The 23,107-nt window shown below is 67.7% G+C and carries 22 protein-coding genes; 7 read left to right on the top strand and 15 right to left on the bottom strand.

Annotation, left to right across the window (positions count from 1 at the left end; genetic code table 11):
• Positions 1–6: 6 nt before the first annotated feature.
• Positions 7–753, bottom strand: coding sequence for an FAD-binding oxidoreductase (locus FIV34_RS02285; RefSeq protein WP_139979263.1), 747 nt, complete (start codon positions 751–753; stop codon positions 7–9).
• A gap of 82 nt (positions 754–835) precedes the next feature.
• Here FIV34_RS02285 and FIV34_RS02280 point away from each other — a divergent pair, with 82 nt between their 5' ends.
• The 7 genes from FIV34_RS02280 (at position 836) to FIV34_RS02250 (ending at position 7,736) form a co-directional block, all read left to right on the top strand.
• Entirely contained in the window at positions 836–1,768 is a 933-nt protein-coding gene (locus tag FIV34_RS02280; RefSeq protein WP_139979261.1) for an ABC transporter ATP-binding protein, read from the top strand.
• Entirely contained in the window at positions 1,765–2,532 is a 768-nt protein-coding gene (locus tag FIV34_RS02275; protein ID WP_139979259.1) for an ABC transporter permease, read from the top strand. Before FIV34_RS02280 ends, FIV34_RS02275 begins: the two co-directional genes overlap by 4 nt.
• A 4-nt stretch (positions 2,533–2,536) precedes the next feature.
• Positions 2,537–3,256: a pseudouridine synthase gene (locus FIV34_RS02270; protein ID WP_139979257.1), complete on the top strand. Its 720-nt coding sequence runs from the start codon at positions 2,537–2,539 to the stop codon at positions 3,254–3,256.
• Positions 3,257–3,357: 101 nt separating this feature from the next.
• Positions 3,358–4,560: a hypothetical protein gene (locus tag FIV34_RS02265; protein ID WP_139979256.1), complete on the top strand. Its 1,203-nt coding sequence runs from the start codon at positions 3,358–3,360 to the stop codon at positions 4,558–4,560.
• Positions 4,557–5,594 (top strand): hypothetical protein, encoded by a 1,038-nt coding sequence (locus tag FIV34_RS02260; protein ID WP_211352694.1) that lies wholly within the window; start codon positions 4,557–4,559, stop codon positions 5,592–5,594. Before FIV34_RS02265 ends, FIV34_RS02260 begins: the two co-directional genes overlap by 4 nt.
• A 13-nt stretch (positions 5,595–5,607) precedes the next feature.
• The gene (locus FIV34_RS02255) at positions 5,608–6,669 is read left to right on the top strand and encodes a hypothetical protein (protein ID WP_139979252.1); all 1,062 of its coding nucleotides are present in this window, start codon (positions 5,608–5,610) and stop codon (positions 6,667–6,669) included.
• Complete coding sequence (locus tag FIV34_RS02250; RefSeq protein ID WP_139979249.1) at positions 6,666–7,736, top strand: hypothetical protein; 1,071 nt, start codon at positions 6,666–6,668, stop codon at positions 7,734–7,736. The genes FIV34_RS02255 and FIV34_RS02250 overlap by 4 nt, the downstream gene beginning before the upstream one ends.
• A 17-nt stretch (positions 7,737–7,753) precedes the next feature.
• Here the strand turns inward: FIV34_RS02250 and hrpB are convergent, their stop codons facing one another.
• The 14 genes from hrpB to gspE all read right to left on the bottom strand — a co-directional run bounded on the left by hrpB (position 7,754) and on the right by gspE (position 22,930).
• Entirely contained in the window at positions 7,754–10,264 is a 2,511-nt protein-coding gene (gene hrpB, locus FIV34_RS02245; protein ID WP_139979247.1) for an ATP-dependent helicase HrpB, read from the bottom strand.
• 49 nt (positions 10,265–10,313) lie between these two features.
• The gene (locus FIV34_RS02240) at positions 10,314–11,099 is read right to left on the bottom strand and encodes a hypothetical protein (RefSeq protein ID WP_139979245.1); all 786 of its coding nucleotides are present in this window, start codon (positions 11,097–11,099) and stop codon (positions 10,314–10,316) included.
• Between the two features lie 56 nt (positions 11,100–11,155).
• On the bottom strand, positions 11,156–12,367 hold the full coding sequence (locus FIV34_RS02235) for a hypothetical protein (RefSeq protein WP_139979243.1): 1,212 nt from the start codon (positions 12,365–12,367) through the stop codon (positions 11,156–11,158).
• 8 nt (positions 12,368–12,375) lie between these two features.
• Entirely contained in the window at positions 12,376–14,553 is a 2,178-nt protein-coding gene (gene gspD, locus FIV34_RS02230; protein ID WP_139979241.1) for a type II secretion system secretin GspD, read from the bottom strand.
• A 41-nt stretch (positions 14,554–14,594) separates the two neighbouring features.
• Complete coding sequence (locus FIV34_RS02225; RefSeq protein ID WP_139979239.1) at positions 14,595–15,371, bottom strand: general secretion pathway protein GspN; 777 nt, start codon at positions 15,369–15,371, stop codon at positions 14,595–14,597.
• Positions 15,368–15,982 (bottom strand): type II secretion system protein GspM, encoded by a 615-nt coding sequence (gene gspM / locus FIV34_RS02220; RefSeq protein WP_342777374.1) that lies wholly within the window; start codon positions 15,980–15,982, stop codon positions 15,368–15,370. Before gspM ends, FIV34_RS02225 begins: the two co-directional genes overlap by 4 nt.
• Positions 15,979–17,160 (bottom strand): PilN domain-containing protein, encoded by a 1,182-nt coding sequence (locus tag FIV34_RS02215; RefSeq protein ID WP_139979237.1) that lies wholly within the window; start codon positions 17,158–17,160, stop codon positions 15,979–15,981. Before FIV34_RS02215 ends, gspM begins: the two co-directional genes overlap by 4 nt.
• Positions 17,157–18,014 carry a type II secretion system minor pseudopilin gene (locus FIV34_RS02210; RefSeq protein WP_139979235.1) on the bottom strand — a complete coding sequence of 286 codons (858 nt, stop codon included), beginning with the start codon at positions 18,012–18,014 and terminating at the stop codon, positions 17,157–17,159. Before FIV34_RS02210 ends, FIV34_RS02215 begins: the two co-directional genes overlap by 4 nt.
• The gene (locus FIV34_RS02205; protein ID WP_139979233.1) at positions 18,011–18,676 is read right to left on the bottom strand and encodes a prepilin-type N-terminal cleavage/methylation domain-containing protein; all 666 of its coding nucleotides are present in this window, start codon (positions 18,674–18,676) and stop codon (positions 18,011–18,013) included. The genes FIV34_RS02210 and FIV34_RS02205 overlap by 4 nt, the downstream gene beginning before the upstream one ends.
• The gene (locus tag FIV34_RS02200; protein WP_139979230.1) at positions 18,673–19,098 is read right to left on the bottom strand and encodes a prepilin-type N-terminal cleavage/methylation domain-containing protein; all 426 of its coding nucleotides are present in this window, start codon (positions 19,096–19,098) and stop codon (positions 18,673–18,675) included. The genes FIV34_RS02205 and FIV34_RS02200 overlap by 4 nt, the downstream gene beginning before the upstream one ends.
• The gene (locus FIV34_RS02195) at positions 19,098–19,538 is read right to left on the bottom strand and encodes a GspH/FimT family pseudopilin (RefSeq protein WP_139979228.1); all 441 of its coding nucleotides are present in this window, start codon (positions 19,536–19,538) and stop codon (positions 19,098–19,100) included. Before FIV34_RS02195 ends, FIV34_RS02200 begins: the two co-directional genes overlap by 1 nt.
• 23 nt (positions 19,539–19,561) lie before the next feature.
• Entirely contained in the window at positions 19,562–19,930 is a 369-nt protein-coding gene (gspG, locus tag FIV34_RS02190) for a type II secretion system major pseudopilin GspG (RefSeq protein WP_425462927.1), read from the bottom strand.
• 82 nt (positions 19,931–20,012) lie between these two features.
• The gene (gene gspF, locus FIV34_RS02185) at positions 20,013–21,230 is read right to left on the bottom strand and encodes a type II secretion system inner membrane protein GspF (RefSeq protein WP_139979224.1); all 1,218 of its coding nucleotides are present in this window, start codon (positions 21,228–21,230) and stop codon (positions 20,013–20,015) included.
• Between the two features lie 2 nt (positions 21,231–21,232).
• Positions 21,233–22,930 carry a type II secretion system ATPase GspE gene (gene gspE, locus FIV34_RS02180; RefSeq protein ID WP_211352756.1) on the bottom strand — a complete coding sequence of 566 codons (1,698 nt, stop codon included), beginning with the start codon at positions 22,928–22,930 and terminating at the stop codon, positions 21,233–21,235.
• Positions 22,931–23,107 lie beyond the last annotated feature (177 nt).

Raw genomic sequence — 23,107 nt, 5'->3', positions numbered from 1 at the left:
CCGATATCAGCGCGAGCTGATGTATTTCTCGCGACGGATGTGCTGCACCGGGAGCCCGTGCTCCTTCAGCGCCGCGAAGGAGGCATCCACCATGTTCGGATTGCCGCACAGGTAGGCGATATCGCCTTCGGCCTTCGGCTCGAGTTCGGCCAGCATCGCCTGGACATAGCCCACGCGATCGTGAGGGCGGGGATTCGGGCGGGGGCCGCGGCTGAAGCAGGGATGGAAATCAAACCCCTCGTGCTTGCGCGCGAAGGCCTCGAACTCCTCGCCATAGAGCAGCTCGCCCTCGTTGCGGGCGCCATAAAGGAGCACGAAACGGCAGCCGCGCGAGGCCATCAGGGCCTCGATCTGCGGCAGCATGGCCCGGTACGGGGTGACCCCGGTGCCGGTGGCGATCAGGATGTAGCGCTGGTTCTGGTCCCCGTCCATCAGGCAGAAACGGCCGTACGGGCCGCTGGCATCGATCAGGCCGCCGTGGTCCAGGCCACCCAGCAGCTTGGTCGCCGCGCCGCCTTCCACGTAGGAAACCGCGATTTCGATCCGCTCGACCGGGCTGGTGCCGTCGCCCACGGTACCCACCGAGTAGCTGCGCTTGGTGGCCTTGCCGTCTTCGTATTGGAAATGCACCTGGAGGAACTGGCCGGGCACGAAGGCCAGGGGCTGGCCGTCCGCGCGCTCGAAGGCCATGTGCCGCACCGCGGGGGCCAGCATGAAGCTATCGGCGAGGCGGAGCTGGAATTGTTCAGCCATGGAAAGTCTCTGTTGACGCCCGGGAACAGGGTGGCCGGGCAAAGCCCGGTATAATAGGCGGCTTGTCATCCCGGCGCAGCCCATGACCACCCCTGCCTTACACGTTAAAGATCTGCGGAAAACCTACGGCAACGGCGTCGAGGCCCTGAAAGGGGTCTCGCTCACCGTCCAGCCGGGGGATTTCTTCGCCCTGCTCGGCCCGAACGGTGCCGGCAAGTCCACCCTGATCGGCATCCTGTCGTCCCTGGTCAACGCCTCCTCCGGCGATGCCGAGGTCTTCGGCGTGTCGATCCACAAGCGGCGCAGCGACGCCATGCGGCTGATTGGCCTGGTCCCCCAGGAAATCAACTTCAACCAGTTCGAGAAGCCTTTCGACATCTGCGTGAACCAGGCCGGCTTCTACGGCATTGGCCGCGCCGAGGCCTCCGAGCGGGCGGAGAAGTACCTGAAGGAGCTGCGCCTTTGGGACAAGGCGCACCACCAGGCGCGCATGCTCTCCGGCGGCATGAAGCGCCGCCTCATGATCGCCCGCGCGATGATGAACGAGCCGAAGCTGCTGATCCTCGACGAGCCCACCGCAGGCGTGGATATCGAGATCCGCCGCTCGATGTGGCAGTTCGTCAGCGGCATCAATGCCGCCGGCACCACCGTGATCCTCACCACGCATTACCTTGAGGAAGCGGAGCAGCTCTGCCGCAACATCGCCATCATCGACCAGGGCCGCATCGTGAAGAACACCACGATGAAGAGCCTGCTGTCGACCCTGGACGTGGAAACCTTCGTGCTGGACGTGAACCGCACCACGGGCGACCTGCCCGCCCTGCCCGGCGTCACCCTGCGCGTGGTCGACGATCACACGCTGGAAGCCGAGATGTCCCGCGCGCACGACCTGAACTCGCTGTTCGCCGCCCTGTCGGCCCACGGCATCACGGTGACGTCCATGCGTAACAAGGCCAATCGCCTCGAGGAACTGTTCGTCCGCCTGGTCGAGCACGGCCGGGAGAACCAGGCATGAGCACGCAACTCGTCGCCCTCGGCACCATCGTCCGCCGCGAGATCGTCCGCATCCTGCGCATCTGGACGCAGACGCTGATCCCGCCGGCCATCACGATGACGCTGTACTTCGTCATCTTCGGCAAGCTCATCGGCAGCCGCATCGGCACCATGCATGGCTTCACCTACATGCAGTACATCGTGCCGGGCCTGGTGATGATGAGCATCATCACCAACAGCTACGGCAATATCTCCTCCTCGTTCTTCGGCGCGAAGTTCGGCCGCTTCGTGGAAGAGATGCTGGTGTCGCCCATGCCCAACTGGGTGATCCTGCTCGGCTACGTCACCGGCGCCGTCACCCGCGGCATCATCGTCGGCGCGCTGGTGCTGACCATCGCCCTGTTCTTCACCGACCTGCACGTGGCCCATCCGGTCACCACGTTCTTCTCCGTGCTGCTCGGCGCCACGGTGTTTTCGCTGGCCGGCTTCGTCAATGCGGTGTTCGCCAAGAAGTTCGACGACATCGCACTGGTGCCGACCTTCGTCCTCACCCCGCTCACCTACCTGGGCGGCGTGTTTTACTCAGTGGACCTGCTCAGCGAGCCGTGGCACAGCATCTCGCTGGTCAACCCGATCCTGTACATGGTGAACGCGTTCCGCTTCGGCGTGCTCGGGGTCAGCGACGTGCCCATCGTGACGGCTTTCATCGTCATGGGCGTGTTCGTGGTGGGCCTGTCGGCGGTGGCACTGCGCCTGCTCAGCCGCGGCGTCGGCCTGCGTTCGTAAGCGCATGCGCGTTAACAAGTACATCGCGGAATCCGGCCTGTGCTCCCGCCGCGAGGCGGACGAGCTGCTCCAGGCCGGCCGCGTCACCATCAACGACGAGCCCGTCGGCATGGGCGCCAAGGCGCTGGACGGCGACGTCGTGAAGGTGGATGGCGAGGTGGTCGTGGCACGCACGGTAGCGCCGGAGTCGGCGAAGAACCGCGGCGTCTACATCGCGCTGTACAAGCCGGTGGGCATCACCTGCACGACCGACACGACCGTGGACGGCAATATCGTCGACTTCGTGGACCACCCGCAGCGCATCTTCCCGATCGGCCGGCTGGACAAGGATTCCGAAGGCCTGATCCTGCTCACCAGCAACGGCGACATCGTCAACGAGATCCTGCGCGCCGAGAACCACCACGAGAAGGAATACCTCGTGGCGGTGAACAAGGCCGTGACGGATGAATTCCTCGCTGGCATGGCGCGCGGCGTGCGCATCCACAACCAGATGACCAAACCGTGCAAGGTGCGCAAGATCGCCAAGTTCGGCTTCGGCATCACGCTCACCCAGGGGCTGAACCGGCAGATCCGCCTCATGGCGGCAGCCTTCGGCTACCGCGTCACGCAGCTGCGCCGCGTGCGCATCATCAACGTGAAGCTCGGCCACCTGAAGGTGGGCCAGTGGCGCAACCTGACCGAGGCCGAGCTGAAGGGCCTGCTGCCCGAACGCACGCGCTGGTAAGGCCGCGCGAAAGTGTAGGCATATGCCTACGCGATGCCGGGCACGATCGGTAGCAGCCATGGGTGCCGCGCCGACATAGGCGTTTGCTTTCCTGTTCCATCATGGGAACGGCCCGTATCGAGCCGTTCCCCATGAACAGGAGATGCTACGACATGAAGTCATTTCGCTGGTTCGCGCTGGCCGCGTGCGCCTTGCCAATCGCCGCGCAGGCCCACCGTCCACTCACACTTCACGATGACATCCACCGCGCGCTGATCCGTGCGATGGCCCAGGTTGACCGCTACGACAGCTCGTCCGACGGCCAACCCGGAGGCCGCACGCGCCGCCTCCTGGGGCAGCTTCTCGCGCGACCCGGCGAGCTGTACAGCCCGCTCGTCAAAAGCCCCACGTTTACGAACGAAGTGTGGTGGCCAGGCTTCGTCGACACCTTCACTCCCCAGCTTCAGGAGCAGGACGTGCTCGGCGGCCTGCAGCGGCAACTCGGCCTGACCAAGGCACGTCCCGGTATCGACATCGCCGTTACGCCCGGCGATGTCGCGGCCTTCCGTGGCCGCGAGGTCGCGGCCAGCGCGCGCAAGGCAGGCATCGACATCGATATCTTCAACAAGGTGCTCGACATGCATTCACCGCGTGTCGTTGAAGCCGCCCACGATGCGGTGGCCCTGCAGATGCTTCGCGATGACATGGCCCGCGTGCCCCGGGAGCAGTGGACCGCCTATGGCATCGATGCCGAAAGCTACCAGCGCTACATGAAGGCTGGCCACGCCCATGAGTTACGCCAGGGCGATACCCTCTATCTTTCATCGCTCGTGGCCACTGCCGTCAAAACGCGCGGGATCGCCCTTGACGCCAGCGGTGAGCCGCAACTGCCTGCCGCGTTTCGCGTGGCAAGGGCCGCCGCGGCGTTCAAGGACCGGGTGGGGTATTACAGCGGGCGCCCGTTCTGCACCGGCAACGCGGTGCATCCGGATCGGCCGCGCGACCCTTCCGCGCTCGATCATAACCAGCCGCTTTGCTTCATCGACGCTACCGATCGCGATGTGTTGCGGTGGTTCCACCATGAGGCGCGCCTGGAACACCGCGGCCTGCGTATCCATGAGAACACCCACCATTCGGTTGAACGCCTGACGCGCATCCTGGGCATCCTCATGCCCTTGATGGATCTTGCGGCATTCGTCGAAGTGGCCGAGGCCACCGCGACCCGGGAACTGGCCGAGTCATCCGCCCTGCCCAGCGCCGAGGTGGAGGCCGACGCCGCCGAGTCACGCGCCGGCGCGCTGCTGTGTGGAATCCGTGCACGATGAAACCTTTCATGACGTTTGCCCACGCCACGCTGGCCCTGGCCCTGGCCCTTGGCTCCGTCGCGATGCCCACGCGTGCATTGCCGGTTGTGCTTTCACCCGCAGGGGGCCACACGGTCGCCTTGCTTGCGCACGACGCGCATGTTCACACGGAGGCCTTTCGCAAGGCGGTGCTCCTGTCTGACCGCGTCGTGCCCTTCAAGGATGCGCCCGTGGCGATCCGCAACAGCAGCAAGTTCATGACCGCCGTGCGGCGAAAGGTCTTCAGCTCTACCGTTTCCACGTTCGACTACACGCCGAACAGTGGCGGCGCCGCACCGCTTCGCATCCACGCCCGAAGCGGTAAATCGCTGGACGCGACGCTGGGCGACATCGTGCGCCACCAGACACGCGACAAATCCGGTGGCTCGACGTCGGAAGCCGGTGCGCGGGTCAGTGATAACGAGGTGGCGGCCGATGCCGAGGACGCGCGGTTCTACCCGACGACGTCGGACATTCGCGCCACCAACCTGCAGAAGAAGGACATCTGGGTCGTCGAACCATCGCCCGAGGCGGGCCCCGCCAATGTGTCGAAGATCATCCATGGCACCGATGCCGAACTGAAGACGCTGCGCCAGCTGGAACATGAGTTCGAAAGAAATCCGGCGCTGAAGCAGGCGGGTGGCAAGCTCGTCGGCTATGTCAGCCAGGAGGTCTGCCACTCGTGTCGCGCGGCCCTGGACGCGTTCAGCGAAAAATACAACGTCGATATCACGGTCCACTACCTGCAGACCACCGGCCTGCCGAGCAGTCCTGTGCTCGCCGACACCATGAGCGAGGACAGCGATATCGCGAGCAAGGCAGGCTCGGTGATCTTGCGGGACGTCAGGGAAAAGACGGCGATGGAGCTGCTGACGCTCCCTGAACTGGCCGCCCCGGAGGCCCGGGCTTTGGCGGCCACAGGCGGGGTGGCGTGGCCCGACAAAACGATCCTCGAGCGCCTGGCAGCCGCCGAAGCCGGTGACCTGGGCTTGCCCGCGGCGTGCCAGGGCGAGTGAGGCCAGTTCATCCATGAGCATCCTTCGAACGGCCCTGGTCCTGGCGGCGTGCCTCACGGTGGAGCCGGTGGCCGCAGGTTCCGTGCTTGGCCGCCTGCGGACGGCATACGCCGCGCAAGTGCAGGGGACAGCGGCGCCCACCAGCGAAGATTACGTGGCGCAACTCCTGGCGGATCCCACCTCACCCTACAGCGCGACGATCGCCACGCCGCGGTTCACGAACGAGGTGTACTGGGCGGACGTGATCGGCGACGAGGGTGGCTCGGAATCGGACGTGCTCGCCCGTCTCCAGGCGGAACTGGGGCTGGCCCGGGCCCGACCCGGCATCGACATCACGCCAGCGCCGGGTTTCCGCGATCCGTTCGTGTCGGCGCATGCGACCAAGGCGGGCCTCGACGCGGACATCTTCTGGCGCATGCTTGATATCCATGGCCATGCGAACGCCGTGCGCTTCGCCTCCTCCACGCTGGGGCTTCAGTTGCTGCGCGAGCAGGCACTGGCCACCGTGCCTGCCAGCCGCGCGGCCCTTGGCGTCGACGTGGGGGTGTTCCAGCGGGTGATGCGTGCGCGTCACGCGGATGAGATCAGCGACTACGACCTGCGCTACCTGGATACGCTGGTGCAACACCGCCTGCTGCATCCGCTACGCGAGACGGGCCTGCCCACCGCGTGGCGCATCGCGCGCATCGCCGCGGCGTTTCGCGATGCCCAAGGGTACGTCGGCGGGCCGCCCTGCCGATCCGATGCGACGCCGGACCCGCGATTCGCTGGCACGCTTGCGCCGGGTGACGAGCGCACGCCTTGCCTGGTGGCAGCCCACGACCGCGCCGTGCATCGCTGGTATGTCGATGTGTTGCGGCAACCACCCCCTGCCATGCAGCCGCACGGCGGCACGCTGGCACGCATCGGTGCCCTGGTGGCCGCGGTGCTGCCGCTGGTCGACATGTTCGCCATCGCCGAGGTCGTCGAAGCCGCCGTCGCCGACGATCTGGTATCGGCCGAAGCCGCGTCGCGGGCCGAGGCCGAGGCCGCATCGGAGCGTGCGGCACGCCTCACATGCGGGATGCCGACGTGAACACCACCCATCGCGTGCTTCTCACCGCCGTGCTGTTCGCCGGGGCATTCGCCCCGGCGTGGGCAGGCAGCCTGGCCATCACCCGTCTCCACCTCGACCAGGGCAATGTCGTCGCGCTACTGGAGGCGAGCAGCCAGCGCCACGTCGAGGTCATGCGCTCGATCGTCCAGGCCAGCTACCCCGGCGAGCACGACGCCCGCCGGTGGGAAATCATCGAAAACCACGCACGGCGCGTGCCCATCGCGCGCGTATCCTACGAATACCCAGTGGGTGGCGGCACGGGTATCCGCACGTACCATGCCGTCGGTGGCGAACCGCTGACACGTGTCGCCGCGCAGGCCTTCGGCGGTCGCACGCCGCCCGCCACGCCCTCCTCCGCGGGGTCCTCGCCTTTATCACCGACCTGGTCGGAAGACGACGACTCACCCCCGCTCGAACGCGTCAGCGATGACGAGCTGGTCGCCGCCGAGGCCGCTGACGCCTCGCATTACATCGCGATGGATGACACTGACATTCGCGCGCCCTTCCGGCCCAGCGAGCGCACGGTGATGAAACCCTACTGGCACCAGGGCAGCTACCATGCGCTCGATCCGGAGCAAAAGGCGATGCGTGCCCTCGAGGACGACATACTCGATGGCAAGCTGCCGCGCGGAGGCAAGGTGCATGCCTGGCTCAGTTCGGTCGTCTGCGCGACCTGCCGGCGTCCCCTCGAGCGCATGGCGGAGGCCTACGACCTCGAGGTGACGTTCACGGAGATGGTGCCGTTCGTACCCACGCACATCACCCAGGCGGAGATCACGGCGGGGCGGGGTCGCATGAAGGCGTTTCGCCTGGTGCATGCCGAAAGCGGCATGCCGCTGGGCGCGTTCGATGCGCTCGATGTGGCGCGCGACGCACAGGTTCGCCAGGCGCTGAGTCCCGTCGCCATCGAGCCACCTCTCCGCGGCGGCTCATCGCCGATGCGCACGTTCCGCCTGGGACCGCCGCGGCCGCGGCGCGTCACCGAGGGCTCGTCGGCCTCGGGCGCACCGCCGCAGCAACCCGTCGACGAGGCGGGTGGCTGTTGATGGTGGCCAGGGCGTGGTCAGGTACCGCGTGGCTTCGCGCGGTGCGTCGCCGTGGCGGTCCATGGATCGTCCGGCCAGGGGTGCTTCGGGTAGCGCCCCTTCAGCTCTTTCTTCACTTCGGGGTAGGTGCGGTTCCAGAAGCCTGAGAGGTCCTGGGTGACCTGGATAGGTCGCCCCGCGGGTGACAGCAGGTGGAGCATCACCGGTACGCGGCCATCGCCCACGCGCGGCGTGTCGGCCAGGCCGAACAACTCCTGGAGTTTCACCGCGAGCACGGGCGGCGCGCCAGGGTCGTCGTCGCGAGCACCATATTCGAGGCGGCGCGCCATGCCGCTCGGCACCACCATCTCTTCGGGCGCATGCGCATCGAGGGCGCGGCGCTGGTCGTAGTCGAGCATGGCCGCGATGGCGTCGGAGAGCTCGGCGGGCTGGATGGCTTCGAGCCGCCGCTTGCCGGCTAGGAAGGGCCCCAGCCACGCCTCGAGGGTACGCGACAACGCCTCGTCGCCGACATCGGGCAAACCGAGTTCGGGCCGCCATGTGCGCAAGGCGCCAATGCGCGTACGCAAGCGTCGGGCGTTTTCCGTCCACGGCAGGCCACCGATGCCGCGCGAGCGGATGGCGGCGAGCAAGGCGGGCATCGCGTCGTCGCCACTCACTGGAACGGGCTTGCGGGACACCACGAGCGCATCGAAGCGACGCTCTTCGAAGGCTTCGGCGATCTGGCGGGCATCATCCCAGCGCAGCACCCGCCAATGGGTGAAGCGTTCGGCATGTTCGCGCTCGAGCACGTCCGGGTCGAGGGGGGCCGCTGCGTAGATAAGGCTATCGCGCGCGTCGAGGCGCAGGTCGATGATGACGAGCCAGGGCTCGCCCAGCAGCGCACTGTTCTCGTGCAGACGCGCTCCGCGCCCATTCGCGAGCTGGTAGCGCGATGGTTGCGCGTCGTCGCGCTTCGCCACGCGGTCGGGAAACGCATGCGCCAGCAGGTCGCCCACGGCATGCGCGTTGGGCACGCCGCTGGGGGGCGTCCTGGCCTCGATCCGGCGACGCCACCCCGCCGCAGCCTTGTCGATCGCGGCGAGCGCGCCGGCATCCGCCGCGCCGATGCGGGCGCCACGTGTTCCACCGTCGCGCCACAAGTGCAACGCATGCACGCGCTGGCGGAAATCGTCGTTGCGTGAAGCCTCGCCGCGCAGGGGCGATCGAGCCTCGGTCAATGCCAGCAGGTCGGCGACGAGGGCACGCTGGTCGCTGCGTGCACGCATGGCCGCGGCACCCAGGCGCGGCGTGGCGCCAAGGGCCAGCATCTCGCGGCCGAGCGTCGTGATGGCGGAGGCATCGTCCAGCGCCCCCAGCCGGCGCAGCAGGTCGCGCGCCTGGCTCATCGCACCCGCAGGCGGCGCATCAAGCCATGGCAACGATTCACTGCCCCAGCCCGCGAGTTCCAGGGCCAGGCCTGAGAGTTCCGCCTGTTCGATCTCGGCCGTGCGCGACGGCTCCAGGCGACGACTCTGCGCCCACAGCCGGTACGCACGGCCCTCGGCGACACGGCCGGCACGCCCGGCGCGCTGGTCGGCGGAAGCCTGCGAGATGACGACGGTGTCCAGCCGCGAGAAACCCGACGCGGGATCGAAGCGTGGCTCGCGTGCCTGGCCGCTATCGACGACGGCGCGGATGCCCGGCAGCGTGACACTGGATTCGGCGACGTTGGTGGCCAGCACCACGCGGCGCGAGCCCGGGTCCGCGGGCGTCAACGCGAGCTGCTGCTCAGCCAGCGAAAGCTCGCCGTGGAGTGCGACGACCTCGGTGGCGCCATCCATGCGCTCAAGCATGCCGCGCACGCGCTCGATCTCGCGGCGGCCCGGCAGGAACGCCAGCACATCGCCTTCATTTTCCCGCAAGGCGAGCTGGACCGTGCGGGCAAGGTGCTGTTCGACGGTTTCCTGCGCCCGCGCGGGCGGATGCACGATGTGGACGGGGAAGCTGCGCCCCGGGCTCGTCAGCCGCGGCGCATCGAGCCATTGCGCGATGCGCTCGCCATCCAGCGTCGCCGACATGACGACCAGGCGCAGTTCGGGCCGCAGGCTGGCCTGGACATCGAGCGCCAGCGCGGCGCCAAGGTCACCTGCCAGATGACGCTCGTGGAATTCATCGAACACGATGGCACCCACGCCCTCCAGGGAGGGATCGTCCTGGATCATGCGGCCAAGGATGCCTTCCGTCACCACTTCGATGCGCGTGCGTGGCCCCACCCGTGATTCAAAGCGGATGCGGTAACCCACGGTGCCGCCCACCTCCTCGCCAAGCTGCCGCGACATGAAGCCGGCCGCCGCGCGCGCCGCGATGCGGCGAGGTTCCAGCATCACGATGCGCTGGCCTGCCAGCCAAGGCGCATCGAGCAACGCCAGCGGTACCTGGGTGGTCTTGCCCGCGCCCGGCGGTGCCTCGAGGACCAGTCGCGGTCGCTCGGCAAGCGACGCGACGATGTCCGGTAACAACGATGTAATGGGGAAGGCAGGAGTCATGCACCGCGTATGGTACGCAAGGATCCGGTACCGCGGGTGTGCGACGCACTCACTCGCATGACTCCGGCGACGGTACCGCGGGTGGCCGCCCACGTTCCACGGTGTGCCGCGTGGTGCCGCTTCGGTTAAGGCCCCGTGGCCGGTCGACGTGCTCGCGCACCGCGAACATGTAGTCACGCCGGGCCCGGTCGAACTGCCGGTAGGCGGCCGAGCCCGGCGCCAGCGCCGTCACGAATACTTCAAGCCTGTGGTTATCCGCCAGCCGCTGCAGCGCCGCCCGGCATGACACGCACATGGGCTGGCTCACGAAGCCCGTGAGCCGTCCGCCCGCTGCAATGTCGCACCTGCGGATGAACCGGTCCACTGTCTCGGCGATGCCCATCTCGGCATCGAAATCGCGCGCATGCGGGTTGCCGGGTCGGTGTTCCCTGTCGGGGCTGGGCGTCACGTCGGTGTCCGCACCAGGGTCACGCTCGGCGTGGATCACGACGGCATGGCGGTCGCGAAAGGTGGCCACGGGCGTGACGACCGGCACATCCAGGCCCAGCGGCGGGTCACCCCGGCCCGACGAGCCGACGAATACGAACGAGCGACCGCTGCCGCCCGCCGTCGCCGGTTCGGTATAGGTGAACTCAGCGAAGGTCCCCGTCCGGAAGCGCCGTGCAAACACATTGAACGCGTGGTCACTGACCGAGAGGCCGGCAGCGTGGAACCGGAACCAGGCGCCGGCAGGTTGCGCATGGTGGGCGAAGGCCGCTTCGATGCGCGGCAAGATGGCCCCGGACGGATCGTCCTCCACCATGAATTGCGCAACGCGGTTCGCCAGGGCGTGCATGGGCCACGCCAGGCTTGCTACGCATACGGCTGCCATGAGCCATCGCACCCGCGCATTCATGGCGACACCATGCCGCCAAGGGCGTCCAGTGCACGGTCCTGCAACCGGTCCGCGTCTTCCAGGTCATAAGCCGGTTCGCCGCCGTCGGGTAGGGCATCGCGGCCGCGCCGGTCGGCCAGCCACTCCACGACCTCGGTGCGCATCGCCGCCGTGAGCATGGAAGCGTCGAACAGGCCCAGCCACAGCGGGTTCAAGGTCGACATTTCCCACGTCATACGGTCGGCAAGCGTGGGCGGCGCGCCATCGGGCGAGCGGCCCGCGAACGATGCCAACAGGTCATCGACAAACCATTCGAGGACGGCGCGGTCCGTCGCGTCGACGAAGCACAAGGTGTGCGGGTCGTGGAAAACCAGGCGTTTGCCCAGCCCCCGCGTATCGCACGGGTCGTGGCCCGTGGCGTATCCCCTGCCGTCGCGAAGCGCAGCCGCGGCACGCGCCATGCGGAAATGCACCGGCAGTTGCCGGAAGCCATACATGGTCGTGCCGCCGGCGTGCCAGTGCGACAGCTCACCCTGAAGCAGCGTCCGCAGGTAGTAAAGATCGTAGTCGGACGGCGGCGTGTCGGCCGTCGCTCCGAGGAATCGCCTGCGCACGGCGGACTGGATACCATGCCACTGGGGCATGCCAGCGAGCCCGAGCCGCCAGTATGTCTCGCTCTTCTCCTTTACAAGTTGCAGGGCCACCAGGTACGCGCCTGCCACCGCGTAGTCTTTCGTGTCGACCAGGCGCGCCACTACACGGTAAGCGTCATAGTCGATACCCGCCTTCCTGAGGTTCGCCCCGGCGCGAGTGTCGTCGTCGATGGCGTCGCTCCGCACGGGTACCTGCAAGCCGGGGTGGGCCTTGGTAAGGCCAAGATCCCACGCCAGCATGCGCGTCATATCCATCGGCGTGACGTGGGTGCCGAGATGCGCCGTAGCCGCATGCAGCGCCGCCGTTTCAAAAAACGCCTCGTACACGGGAAAGGCGCGCCCGGTGAGATCCGAATACGGGTTGAGCGGCTCGGCAAGCATTTCGGCCACGTAATCGTCGTCCCTGCGCAGCGTCCTCCATGCCACGCCAACGACCGATCGTTCGCGCATCCACGCGGCCCATAGATCGCCGGCAGGCGGGGGGCCATAGCGAACGACGGAAACCGCCGGCGCGGCCACGGCGTCCATGGATAGCGTAGCCATGGGCGCCGCGCATGCCACAAGCAAGCGTGCCATGCGCCGGTTCATGGACCTTCCTCCGCCAGGTTTTTTTCAGTGCGAACAGGCTGCTGGCTCGAGAAGGGCTCCAGCGAACGGAAGCGTCGCCGGTACTCATCGGCAACCCGCCGCGCATCCTCCGCGTTGGTGATGACCCGCGGGGTGATCAGCACGATGGTCTCGGTACGCTGATTGTTGTCCCACTGGTTGCCGAACAGACGCCCAAGCAACGGCACCCGCGATAGCCAGGGCACACCACTGCGCCCGTGCGCGCCCATCTCGCGGATGAGACCGCCAAGCAATACGGTCTGGCCACTTTGCACGGCCACTTCCGTATCGAGCGTGCGTTTTTCGATCGACGCATTGCCCGACGCGCCCGCCACCTCCCCCACCTTGCTTACTTCCTGCTTCACATCGAGGTATACGAGGCCACCCGGGTTGACGCGCGGGCGCACGCGGAGCACCACGCCCGTCTTCTTGTAGGTGACTTGCCCCACTTCGCTGTTGCCGCCGGCCTGCGTGTTGACGAACGTCTGCGTGACGGGAATCTCGTCGCCAACGCGGATCTCCGCCTTTCGATTGTTCACGACGACGAGCGACGGCGCGGACAGCGTGCGCGCATGGGTATCTTCTTCCATCGCGCGCACCAGCGCCTGCAGATCCTTATTGACGAACGAGTAGAAGAACGTATCAGCGCCGCCCCTCTTCGGCGGATGGCGGCCCATGCCCCACCCCTGCTTGTTACCGGGCTGCGTGGGGGTACCACTACCGCTGCTGCCGGCCAGCCCTTCGAGGTACCACTGCACGCCGAACCGGAAGTTGTCCTGCAAGGCCACCTCGAGGATGCGTGTCTCGATCTGCACCTGCAGCGGAATGGCATCCAGGCGATCGATGGCGGCGCGGATGGCACCCCATTCCGATGGGCGCGCGTGCACCATCACCTGGTTGTTGGCCTCCACGGCGGCGATGCGTATGCCAGGGGAAGCGCCACCCGCACCCACGGTGTCCGGTGGCTCGTAGAACCCGGCATCATTCGCGTCCGAACCGTGCCCGGCCGAAACGTCGTCGCCATTCCCTTCTTCCCCATCGCTGAGGGTCGTGGCACCAAGCCCGGGCGCGACAGCCCAGTCAACGTCCCGCGCGCCACCCATGTAGCCCCCGTAGATCTGGCCCAGGTGGCGGGCGACATCGCCCGCCGGCAGGTTACGCACATCGTGCACGTAGAGCCGGGGTTCATTACCCCCGCCGCGATCCATCCGCTCGATCCATTCCCCCACGCGGGTGAGCAACGCCGGCTGCGTCGCGATGACCACGATGGCATTGCTTCGCTCGACGGGCAGCAACCGTACGGGCCCGGGGCCGGAGGCCTTGCCATCGGTGCCAAAAACCGACTCGAGCCCGGGCAGAAGCTCCTTCGTCGTGGCGTTCGCGAGGGGGAACACACCCACCGACATACCCGCCACCCAGTCGACATCGAAGGTTTCGATGCTGGCAGCGTAGTTGTCCAGTTCACCGGGTGTGCCCGCCATCACCAGCAGGTTGCGCGTGGTGTCGACGAGCAGCAACGCATCGGACGCCATGAACGGACCGAGCAGCTTCTCCATCTCCTTCGCCGCGACGAACCGAAGGGGAAACAGGCGTGCGGCATGGCCATCGCGCGGCGCGGCCGCGGCGAGCCGTGGCACGAGCTGGCCCGCCACCGCATCGCGCCGCGGCACGATGTCGTACCGTCCCTGGCGGTAGATGAGCGCATTGCCCGTCCAGGCGAGCAGTGTCTCGAGAATGGGTAGGGCGTCGTCGCGCGATACCGGCCTGGCGGTGGAGAACGATACCGTGCCACCCACACCGGGCATCACGCTGTAGTTCACGTCGAGCACATCGGCCAGGATCGCGCGGACGACGGCCTCGATGGGCTGGTCCTCGAAGTTGAAGGTGAGTGCGCCCGCGCCTTGCGCAACGGTGCGTGGCAGCACCGATGACGGTGGATGTACGAAGCGGCCCGTGCCGACCAGCGCGGCAGGTGCCACGGCGGGCGAGACGTCGACCGGCGTGGCGGGCGGGAGCGGAAGGGGATCGGGGACGGGGCGCGAGAGATCGTCAAGCGTCTCGCGTTCCAGGTTGCCGGCCAGGCGTGACGGGCTTTGCGCGCACGCGGTGGCCAGCAGGGCCGCGAGCGCGGCCATGGCGAGGGGTGCTGCTTTCATCGTGGGTTCCTCTATCCGTGAGGGTGCGCCGGTGGCGCGGGTTATTGAGTGTCCTGCTGCCTCTGTTGTTGCTGCTGTTGCTCCAGACGCCGCCGTTGCACGGCCTGCTTCAATGCCTCGATGCGGGCGCGCTGCAGGTCGGCATCATCCTGCCGCGGCGGCGCGTTGCGCGTGCTGCCCGATGCGGGCGGATGAGGCAACGCGGGGCCGGTCATGCCGCCGCCCTGCTGCTGGACGACGTGGACGCCATCATCCGCGGAGGCCTGCGCGGGACGGGGTGGCTGGCCTGGCGGCGACGGCGTGCCGGGCGTTCCCGGCTTCGCGTTGGCGAGCGGATCAGGCGCGGCCACCTTCAACGTGAGTTCGCGACGCTGCCCGCCGTTGTCGAATACCGCCGTACGTGGCGTCAGCGAGGCCAGCGTCCAGTGGCCGTCCTGCATGGCCGCGCCTTCCTTCACGCGCACGGTGGCGCCCTTGTCGCGGTCGCGCAGCAAGGCCATGCGCAGGCCGGGCGTCATGATGATGCCGGTGAGCTCGAGGTCGCCGATATTGCTGGCGTTGTCGTCACCGTCCGCGGTAGCGACGGGTTTGCGATCCGCCATGAACAGCGGCCGCTGCCATACCTCGGCATAGTTGGCCAGCGGTGATGGCGTCGGCATGGCCGCCGCGCGCATCGGCGGCAGCGGCTCGGGCGGCGCCGGTTCGTCCCAGTGCACACCGCGGCCCACGCCCATGGCGAAGGCCGCCGTGGTGCAGGCCAGTGCAATGGCGAGCCCGGCGAGGATCGGGGTGAGGCGGCGCTGGCCGGCGGCGTTCATGTGGCCGCCTTTGCCGCGCGCGCGGCATGGATATAACCCGACACGGTGAACTGCACTTCCAGCGGCGCGTTGCCGCCGTTACGCGCCGCTACCGGGTTGCGGTAGATGCTGAAATCTTCAATGAAGAGGTAAGGCGCCTCTTCCTCGATATCGTGAAGCACCGCGGCCATGGGCTGTACCTGGCAACGCAGGCTGATGTTCACGGTGACCTTGCGATACGGCTCGCCGGCTTTCTCCTGGGCGGGCACGGGCATTTTCTGCACCACGTCGCAGGCACCGTCTTCCTTGTGCGCGGCGGCGACATCGACGATGCGCTGCATGAGGCCGGCCGCTGCCGCATTGGTATCGTCGCCGGCGAGGAACGCGTCGCTGCGTGTCTGTCCCTGCTCCAGCGTGGCGAGACGCTTCTCAAGCTGCGGGCGCTCGGCAATGGCGGCGGCGTAACGGCGCTGCGTATCGCGCAGGTCGTCCATCTCCTCGGCCATGGCGAGCTGCGGCGCCACGAACCACCAGTGCACCAGCAGGAAGTAGCCCGCGACGATCACGATCAGCAGCAGGAGGAGCGCGGCGATGCGCGATTCGGCGGGTTTCATCCGGGAGAGCGCCATCATGGTGCAGCTCCCTTCGCCGCCGATGCCGCGGCGGCGGGCACGGCCGGTTTGACGACGGCCGGCTTGGGCGTGGTGGCCTTGGCCTGCATGTAGAAGCGCTCCTTGCCTGATGTCGGGTCGGCCTGGATCGTGCCCTGGAAGCTCGGCTCGGCGATGGTCTTCGCACCCTTCAGCGCATCGATGAGGCGAGCCGCCTGCGGGCTCTGGCCCTGGAATCCGATCTGCCCGGTCGCATTCAACGTAAAGCGCTCCAGCCAGGTGTCGTCCGGCAGGCGCGCGGTCAGTTCCTGCAGCACGGGAAGCACGGCGGACGATTCCGTCTTGCGCCGGGCCAGGAAACCCGACGCCCCGGCGCTCTCCATCAACCGCTGGCGAAACGCGCCGGTGCGCTTCGCGTCGGTCTGCATGGATTCCACCTCGGTGCGCATGGCATCGAGGGCGGCCGCGCGGTTGTGCAGCCAGGTGCCCATGGCGGCTACGGCGAGGACGACGATGCTGACGATCAGCACGGTATTGAGCCGGCGCTGGCGATCGGTGCGGCGCGGCACGCGCTTCGGCGGCAGCAGATCCACGCCGGCGAGGCCAGCACCCTGCGCGACGTCTACCCGGTCGGGCGTGATGCCGAGCGAGGCCAGTTCATCCAGGAGCGGGTCGAGGGTGATGCGCGGCGTCGCGGCGAGTTCCGCGGCGAAGCGGCCTTCGCCCACGGTTTCACCGAGATCGCGCACGCCGTAGTGCACTTCATCCGCACGGAACGGCGTCTGCCTGTCGATATCGAAGCCGGCGACCTGGCGCAGGTTGTCACGCGCGGCCACCGGCAACACGAGGCGTCGGCGCAGGACGTTGGCGGCGGGCAACACCAGGGCGACGCGGCGATCGGCCGGGTCGGCCTCGTCGAGCGCGCGGGCGAACTGGCCGGTGCGGTGTTCGATGGCGGCGATGTCGCCGGCGCTGGCCAGGGCGAGGGTCTCGCCGGCGCGGCGAAGCACCCAGGCATCGCCGCTACGCTCCACGATGTACCAGCGCTGGCCGCCCGCGAACGCGTAGCGCAGGCGCGGCGGCACCAGGCTGGCCAGTTCCCCACCCCACCAGCGCATGAAGCCCGGCAAGGCACTGCCGCGCCAGGCACGGCGCAGCCGGTCAAGCTGTAGCTGGGAAGCGTCCTGCAGGGCGGTCATTCAGTGTCTCCTTCGCGCCAACGCAAGATCGCGTAGGGCTGGCTGCCGGATCTTATCCCACGCAGTCTGATCGTTGATGTCAGGGAACTCCTCGTTCCGTCGTCAAGGATCGCCTCGGCATGGATCGTATGGGTGACGCCGTTACCGCCGGCGACAGCGGCCCCGCCGGCCTGCGCGCGCGCGGCTAGGATGGCATCGGCGCCGCCCGCGCCCAGCCCCGGGATCGCGGCCAGGGCGAGCGGTTGGGCATGCTCGGTGTTTGGCCGTTCGCGGCCGGACCAGATGGTGATGGCCGGCGCGATGACCGTCCAAAGCTTCGCGTCCATGCCCAGGACCATCCGCGCCTCTTCGACAGTGGCGAACGGGCCGTTGCGCGGGCCGTAGTCGAGGCCCGCGGCCTCGTATTGCGGGCGCTTGGCGCCATTGGGGAGGGCGGCATCGCCGGGGCGCCGCCAGTCCTGCACGGCTGCCGACAGTTTCGTGGCGCGGTCGTCGTCAACGCCGGCCGCCTTGAAGAGTCCGCTGAGCACGTCCGCGGAGGCGGCGTTGAGGTCCACCTTGCCGTCTTCGTCGACGATGGTGATGTTCACCACCGCGTTGTCGAAGGCGAACGTATACATCCGGCCGTCGGCGATCCAGCGACCCTGCGGATCCGGCGTCTGCAGGCCCGCGATGGCGCGCATCAGGCCGGCCTCCGCCGCGTAATGCGCGCGCGTTTGTGCAAACTGGTAGCGCGCCTGCAGGCCTTCGGTGCGCGCGAGCGCGGCGAAGCCACCCAGCATGATGGCCAGTAGCGTACAGCCCCACAGCACGATCAGGAGTGCGACGCCGCGTTGTGTCTTCCTGGACGTCATTGCACCACCGGCCCGCGCGACGTGCGTACCCGGGTGAACCCGTTGCGCGAGGCGGACGGGTCGATCCGCAACGGCGCCACCAGGGTCGGGAACACCATCGTGCCATCCACATCCAGCGCGAGGCGCACCAGCGACGGCGTACGCCGGCCGTCAGCCCACGCCTCCTGCCAGTCGGTCGCCTTGTTCTGTTCGTCCATGCCGCGGTAACTGAAGGCGCCCTTGCGGATGCCGCGCATCAGCACCTGCGGTTCGCCCAGCGCTTTCGGATCACTGCCATCCGGCGGCAGCAGGAACAGGCTGACTTCAAGCCGGTAACCGTCGCGCCCGTCGGCCACCAGCGCCACCGTCTGCATCTGCGGACCAAGGCGCGACAGGTAACCCGGCATCGGCGCGACGAAGGTCAGCTTGCTGGCGGCGCCCTGGAACACGATCGGGTCGCCGTCGTCGGTTTCGCCAAAGGGCATGGCGAGGGCCTGCGCCAGCTCGCTGCGCAGGTAGGACTGGGCGGAACGGATCTCGTCCATGCGTTCGATCGCACGGTCGCCGCTGCGCACGATGCGCCCGGCGGTACTGATGCCCGAGTAGACGCCGAGCAGCACGATGGACAACAACGCCAGCGCCGCCAGCACTTCCATCAGGCTGAAACCGCGGACGCGCCTCACGGCGGATTCCCCTGTGCGCCGACCAGGCGCAACGTGGAAAAGTGCGCGCGACGCTCGTGGCCGTCATCGCCCCACAGCACATCGAGGTCCAGCCGCACCATGCGGCTGCTGGCACCCGGGTTATCCGGCGAGGGATCACCCACCTCGAAGGGCGCCACGTTGAGCCGCCAGCGGTATGTGTCGTCGAAGCGGCCCTCGCTGCTGCCTTCCTGCACCGGATCGACGATGAACGCGCCATCGAGCAGGCTGCGTGCGCGCAAGGCGGCCTGCGTGCGTTCGTTGGCGCGCGCGGTGAGGCTCATGGAACTGCCGGCCACCTGCATCAGCGCAGCGAACGCGATGGCGAGGATGGCGATGGCCGCGATCACCTCGAGCAGGCTGAACCCCCGTGCGCGTCGCGGTTGTAAACGATGTGCATGCATCAGGGCGTCTGCACCACGCTGACGGCGCCGGTGAGCCAACCGACGTTGACGTGCCATTCCCGCTGGCCGCGCTTCAGGGTGATCCTGCCGCCCGTCGAGCTGCCATCGGGAAAGAAGCGGATGCGCCCCGTCGTGGCGTTGGCCTGGTCTTCGCGTGCACTGGTGATGGCGACGCTCATATCGCGCGGCAGCCGCACGGCCTGCTTGCCGGCGGGGCGGTAGGTGGCGTGGGCCACGTCCACCTCCAGCGCCTGGTTTTCCCCTTTCACGATGGCCTGGGTGCGCGTGTAGCGCAGCGCCGCCGCGAGTTCACCGCTGGCCGCATTCACCCGCGCGCTGGCCAGCCCCTGGGTGACAGGGATGGACACCGCTACGGCGGCCAGGCCGATCAGGATGATCACGGCCAGCATCTCGAACAGCGTGAAGCCGCGCACGCGCATGGCCGTGACCTTTCCGCTTCGCCTTACTGCCAGTTGCCGACGTCGGCCGAGTAGCCGTCGCCGCCGGCCTTGCCGTCCTGGCCGTAGAACACCAGGTCGTACTGGCCGTGTTCACCGGGGAAACGGTAGCCGAAGGCGTGGCCCCACGGATCCTTCAGGTCGGACGGTTTCGCGTACGGGCCCTGCCAGTTCTGCGCATCGGCGGGCTTGCTCACGAGGGCGTCGAGCGAGGCCGGCGGCGCGCCGTTGTCGAGCGAGTAGTTGTCGATCTTCTGCGTCAGCGTGGTGAGCTGCGCCTTGCCTGCGCCGTACTTGCCCTTGTCGACGTTCTTGCCAACCTGGGTAACGACGATGGCGCCGATGATGCCGATCAGCACGATCACCGCGAGCATTTCCAGCAGCGTGAAGCCGCGGGCGTGGCTGTGTCGGAGGGTACGGGTCGAGCGCATGGCGAAACTCCTGAAAACGAATCGGTCAGTTGATGTTGCTGGTGAGGCTGAGCAGCGGCAGCAGGATCGCGGCCATGATGAAAGCGACGAGCACGGTCATGACAATGGTGAGCGTCGGCACGAGCGCCGCCAGCAGGCGGTCGATGGCGCGCTTGGCTTCGATGTCGAAGGTGTCGGCCACCTTGAGCAACATCCCGTCGAGCGCACCGGCCTCTTCGCCCACCTGGATCATCTGCAAGGCCAGGCGGGGAAAGCGCTCCGTCTGTGACAACGCACTGCCCAGCCCGGTTCCGCCCTTCACCCGATCCGCCGCCTGTTCCAGCGCGAGATCCAGGGCCCGGTTACCGGTGACCTGGCGCGCGATGGACAGGGCGCCGAGCAGCGGCACGCCGTTTTTCAGCAAGGTGCCCAGCGTACGGGCGATGCGCGCGGTTTCCACCTTCAACAGCAGCGGCCCGGCCACGCGCATGGTCAGCAGCCGCGCATGGAAGCGCAGCCGCGCATCCGGGTCGCGCAGGCGCAGGCGCAGGAACGCCGCGAGCACGACGAGGCCCAGGCCAATGGCCCACCACCAGTCGCCGATCACCGTGCCGATCGCCAGCACGACTTTGGTAATGAGGGGAATGGGAACCTGCATGTCGGCGAAGATCGGCACGAACTGCGGCACCACGTACGCCAGCAGGAGGACGAGCGAACCGAGCACGCCGACCATGAGGAACGCGGGATAGATCAACGCGTTGATGATGCTGCCGCGCAGGGCCTGCGAGCGTTCGAGGTAATCGGCAAGGCGGCGCAGGGTTTCGTCGAGCGAGCCGCCCGCCTCGCCGGCGCGCACCAGGCTGATGTAGAGGCGCGGAAAAGCGCCGTTCTCTTCATCCAGTGCCGTGGACAACGTGGTGCCGCCGCGCACGCGGTCGCGGATGCGTTCCACCATGTTCTTCGCCCGCTCGCCTTCGGGCAGGTCGAGCAGGATGCCCAGGGCGCGGTCCAGCGGCTGGCCCGCGCTGAGCAGCGTGGCGAGCTGGTGGGTGAACTGGGCGAGCTGGTCACCCGTGAAGGGACCCTTGCGAAACAGCGCGGAGAGACCGCTTCCTGACGCTTCGCCATCGGCGGGCGCAGCCTCGAGCGGCACGTGGCCCTGGTCCTGCAGGCGCGCCACCACATCCTCGACCGAGGGTGCTTCCATGCGTCCCGCCAGCAATTCACCGGCGGCGCTGATGGCACGGTAGCGGAACTGGCTCATGCTCAGGATTCCTGCGTGACGCGCAGGACCTCTTCGATGGTGGTGACACCGGCGACGGCCTTGGCCAGGCCATCCTCATACATGTTGCGCATGCCCTCGGCGCGGGCCTGGCGCTCGATCTCGCCCGCGTCCGCGCGCTGCATCACCAGCCGGCGGATGGGATCGCTCATGACCAGGAACTCGATGATCGCGCGGCGGCCACGGTATCCCGTGGGGTTGGCGGCACTCGTTCCCGGCTTCCACAGGCGGATCGGGCGTTCATCGGTGTATTTGTGCAGCTGGAACTGTTCGATGACTTCGGGCATCGCTTCATAGGGAATCGCCGTTTCCGGATCCAGGCGGCGCACGAGGCGCTGGGCGAGGATGCCGTTGACCGTGGAGCCCAGCAGGTAGTCTTCCACGCCCATGTCGAGCAGGCGCGTGACACCGCCGGCGGCGCTGTTCGTATGCAGCGTCGACAGCACCAGATGGCCGGTGAGCGCGGACTGGATGGCGATGCGGCAGGTTTCCAGGTCGCGCATTTCGCCGATCATGATCACGTCCGGATCCTGGCGCACGATGGAGCGCAGCGCACCCGCGAAGTCGAGGCCGATCTGCGGCTTCACCTGGATCTGGTTGATGCCCTCGATCTGGTATTCCACAGGATCTTCGACCGTGATGATCTTCACGTCCGGCGTATTGATCTGCGACAGCGCCGTGTACAGCGTGGTGGTCTTGCCCGAACCGGTGGGGCCGGTGACCAGCAGGATGCCGTGCGGCCGGTCGAGCACTTCGACAAAGCGGTCGCGGAAGCTGTCGGTAAAGCCCAGCGACGCGAAGTCGAAGACCACCGATTCGCGATCGAGGATACGCATCACCACCGACTCGCCGAAGCTGGTGGGCACGGTGGACACGCGAAGGTCGAGTTCCTTGCCCTGGACGCGCAGCTGGATGCGGCCATCCTGCGGGAGGCGGCGCTCGGCGATATTCAGGCGAGCCATGATCTTGACGCGCGAGATCACCGCGGCGGTAGAGCTCGACGGCGGCGCCTCGACTTCATGCAACACGCCATCGATGCGGTAACGCACCTTCAGCCGGTTTTCGAACGGCTCGATGTGGACGTCCGACGCTCGCTGTTCCACGGCACGCTGGAGGATCAGGTTGACCAGGCGGATGACCGGCGCCTCGGACGCGAGGTCGCGCAGGTGCTCCACGTCGTCTTCCACGGCCGCGCTGCCATCGAGGCTTTCGACGATGCTGCCCATCGCTGAACGACCCTGGCCGTAGTAGCGCTCGATCAGGTCGTCGATTTCCGAACGCAGGCCCACGCGCAACTGAACGTCGCGGCCGGTGGCCAGGCGAACGGCCTGCAAGGGATACGGGTCGGCCGGGTCGGCCATGAGCAAGGCCAGCCCATCGTCGCCCTCGCGGACGGGAACGACGTGGTACTGCTTGAGAAACCGCGTAGACAGGTCGACATCGGCCGGCGGCATGTCGGGAGCGTCCTTGGCGGCGAGCAGGGACAACCCGAGCAGGGCCGCCCACGCATCCGCCAGGTCCCGCTCCGACACCAGGCCCAGGCGGGCCATCAGCGACGTGAGGGTGCCTTCCGGGGTCTCGTCGTGCAGGCGGCGAGCCCGCGCGAGGTCGGTGTCCTTCAGGCGCCCGTGCGCCACGAGGTGCGCGCAGACCTGGGCTTCACCCGGTTCGCCGGTCAGCATGTCCTTATGCTCAGTTGTCGCAGACATGCTTTTTCACGCTCCGGTCGTGTCGGTATCGATGCCCCCGTTCCTGGGGCCTTGGGCCGCTATTGGTAGCACATACCATGCGTCGACGGCGACCGCGTGACGCGCATCCTGCGACGCGCTGCAACAAAGGAAAGGCCGGCGTCACCGCCG

The organism is Luteibacter pinisoli (assembly GCF_006385595.1).
Classification (GTDB): domain Bacteria; phylum Pseudomonadota; class Gammaproteobacteria; order Xanthomonadales; family Rhodanobacteraceae; genus Luteibacter; species Luteibacter pinisoli.
Note: the sequence above shows the minus strand (reverse complement) of the source record. Positions and strands in the feature narration are given on the sequence as shown.

Bases quoted from the DNA above. Each gene is read 5' to 3' on its own strand.
- FIV34_RS02285 (WP_139979263.1), bottom strand. From the start codon at position 753: ATGGCTGAACAATTCCAGCTCCGCCTCGCCGATAGCTTCATGCTGGCC.
- FIV34_RS02280 (WP_139979261.1), top strand. From the start codon at position 836: ATGACCACCCCTGCCTTACACGTTAAAGATCTGCGGAAAACCTACGGC.
- FIV34_RS02275 (WP_139979259.1), top strand. From the start codon at position 1,765: ATGAGCACGCAACTCGTCGCCCTCGGCACCATCGTCCGCCGCGAGATC.
- FIV34_RS02270 (WP_139979257.1), top strand. From the start codon at position 2,537: ATGCGCGTTAACAAGTACATCGCGGAATCCGGCCTGTGCTCCCGCCGC.
- FIV34_RS02265 (WP_139979256.1), top strand. From the start codon at position 3,358: ATGGGAACGGCCCGTATCGAGCCGTTCCCCATGAACAGGAGATGCTAC.
- FIV34_RS02260 (WP_211352694.1), top strand. From the start codon at position 4,557: ATGAAACCTTTCATGACGTTTGCCCACGCCACGCTGGCCCTGGCCCTG.
- FIV34_RS02255 (WP_139979252.1), top strand. From the start codon at position 5,608: ATGAGCATCCTTCGAACGGCCCTGGTCCTGGCGGCGTGCCTCACGGTG.
- hrpB (WP_139979247.1), bottom strand. From the start codon at position 10,264: ATGACTCCTGCCTTCCCCATTACATCGTTGTTACCGGACATCGTCGCG.
- FIV34_RS02240 (WP_139979245.1), bottom strand. From the start codon at position 11,099: ATGCACGCCCTGGCGAACCGCGTTGCGCAATTCATGGTGGAGGACGAT.
- FIV34_RS02235 (WP_139979243.1), bottom strand. From the start codon at position 12,367: ATGGCACGCTTGCTTGTGGCATGCGCGGCGCCCATGGCTACGCTATCC.
- gspD (WP_139979241.1), bottom strand. From the start codon at position 14,553: ATGAAAGCAGCACCCCTCGCCATGGCCGCGCTCGCGGCCCTGCTGGCC.
- FIV34_RS02225 (WP_139979239.1), bottom strand. From the start codon at position 15,371: ATGAACGCCGCCGGCCAGCGCCGCCTCACCCCGATCCTCGCCGGGCTC.
- gspM (WP_342777374.1), bottom strand. From the start codon at position 15,982: ATGATGGCGCTCTCCCGGATGAAACCCGCCGAATCGCGCATCGCCGCG.
- FIV34_RS02215 (WP_139979237.1), bottom strand. From the start codon at position 17,160: ATGACCGCCCTGCAGGACGCTTCCCAGCTACAGCTTGACCGGCTGCGC.
- FIV34_RS02210 (WP_139979235.1), bottom strand. From the start codon at position 18,014: ATGACGTCCAGGAAGACACAACGCGGCGTCGCACTCCTGATCGTGCTG.
- FIV34_RS02200 (WP_139979230.1), bottom strand. From the start codon at position 19,098: ATGCATGCACATCGTTTACAACCGCGACGCGCACGGGGGTTCAGCCTG.
- FIV34_RS02195 (WP_139979228.1), bottom strand. From the start codon at position 19,538: ATGCGCGTGCGCGGCTTCACGCTGTTCGAGATGCTGGCCGTGATCATC.
- gspG (WP_425462927.1), bottom strand. From the start codon at position 19,930: ATGCTCGCGGTGATCGTGCTGATCGGCATCATCGGCGCCATCGTCGTT.
- gspF (WP_139979224.1), bottom strand. From the start codon at position 21,230: ATGAGCCAGTTCCGCTACCGTGCCATCAGCGCCGCCGGTGAATTGCTG.
- gspE (WP_211352756.1), bottom strand. From the start codon at position 22,930: ATGCTGACCGGCGAACCGGGTGAAGCCCAGGTCTGCGCGCACCTCGTG.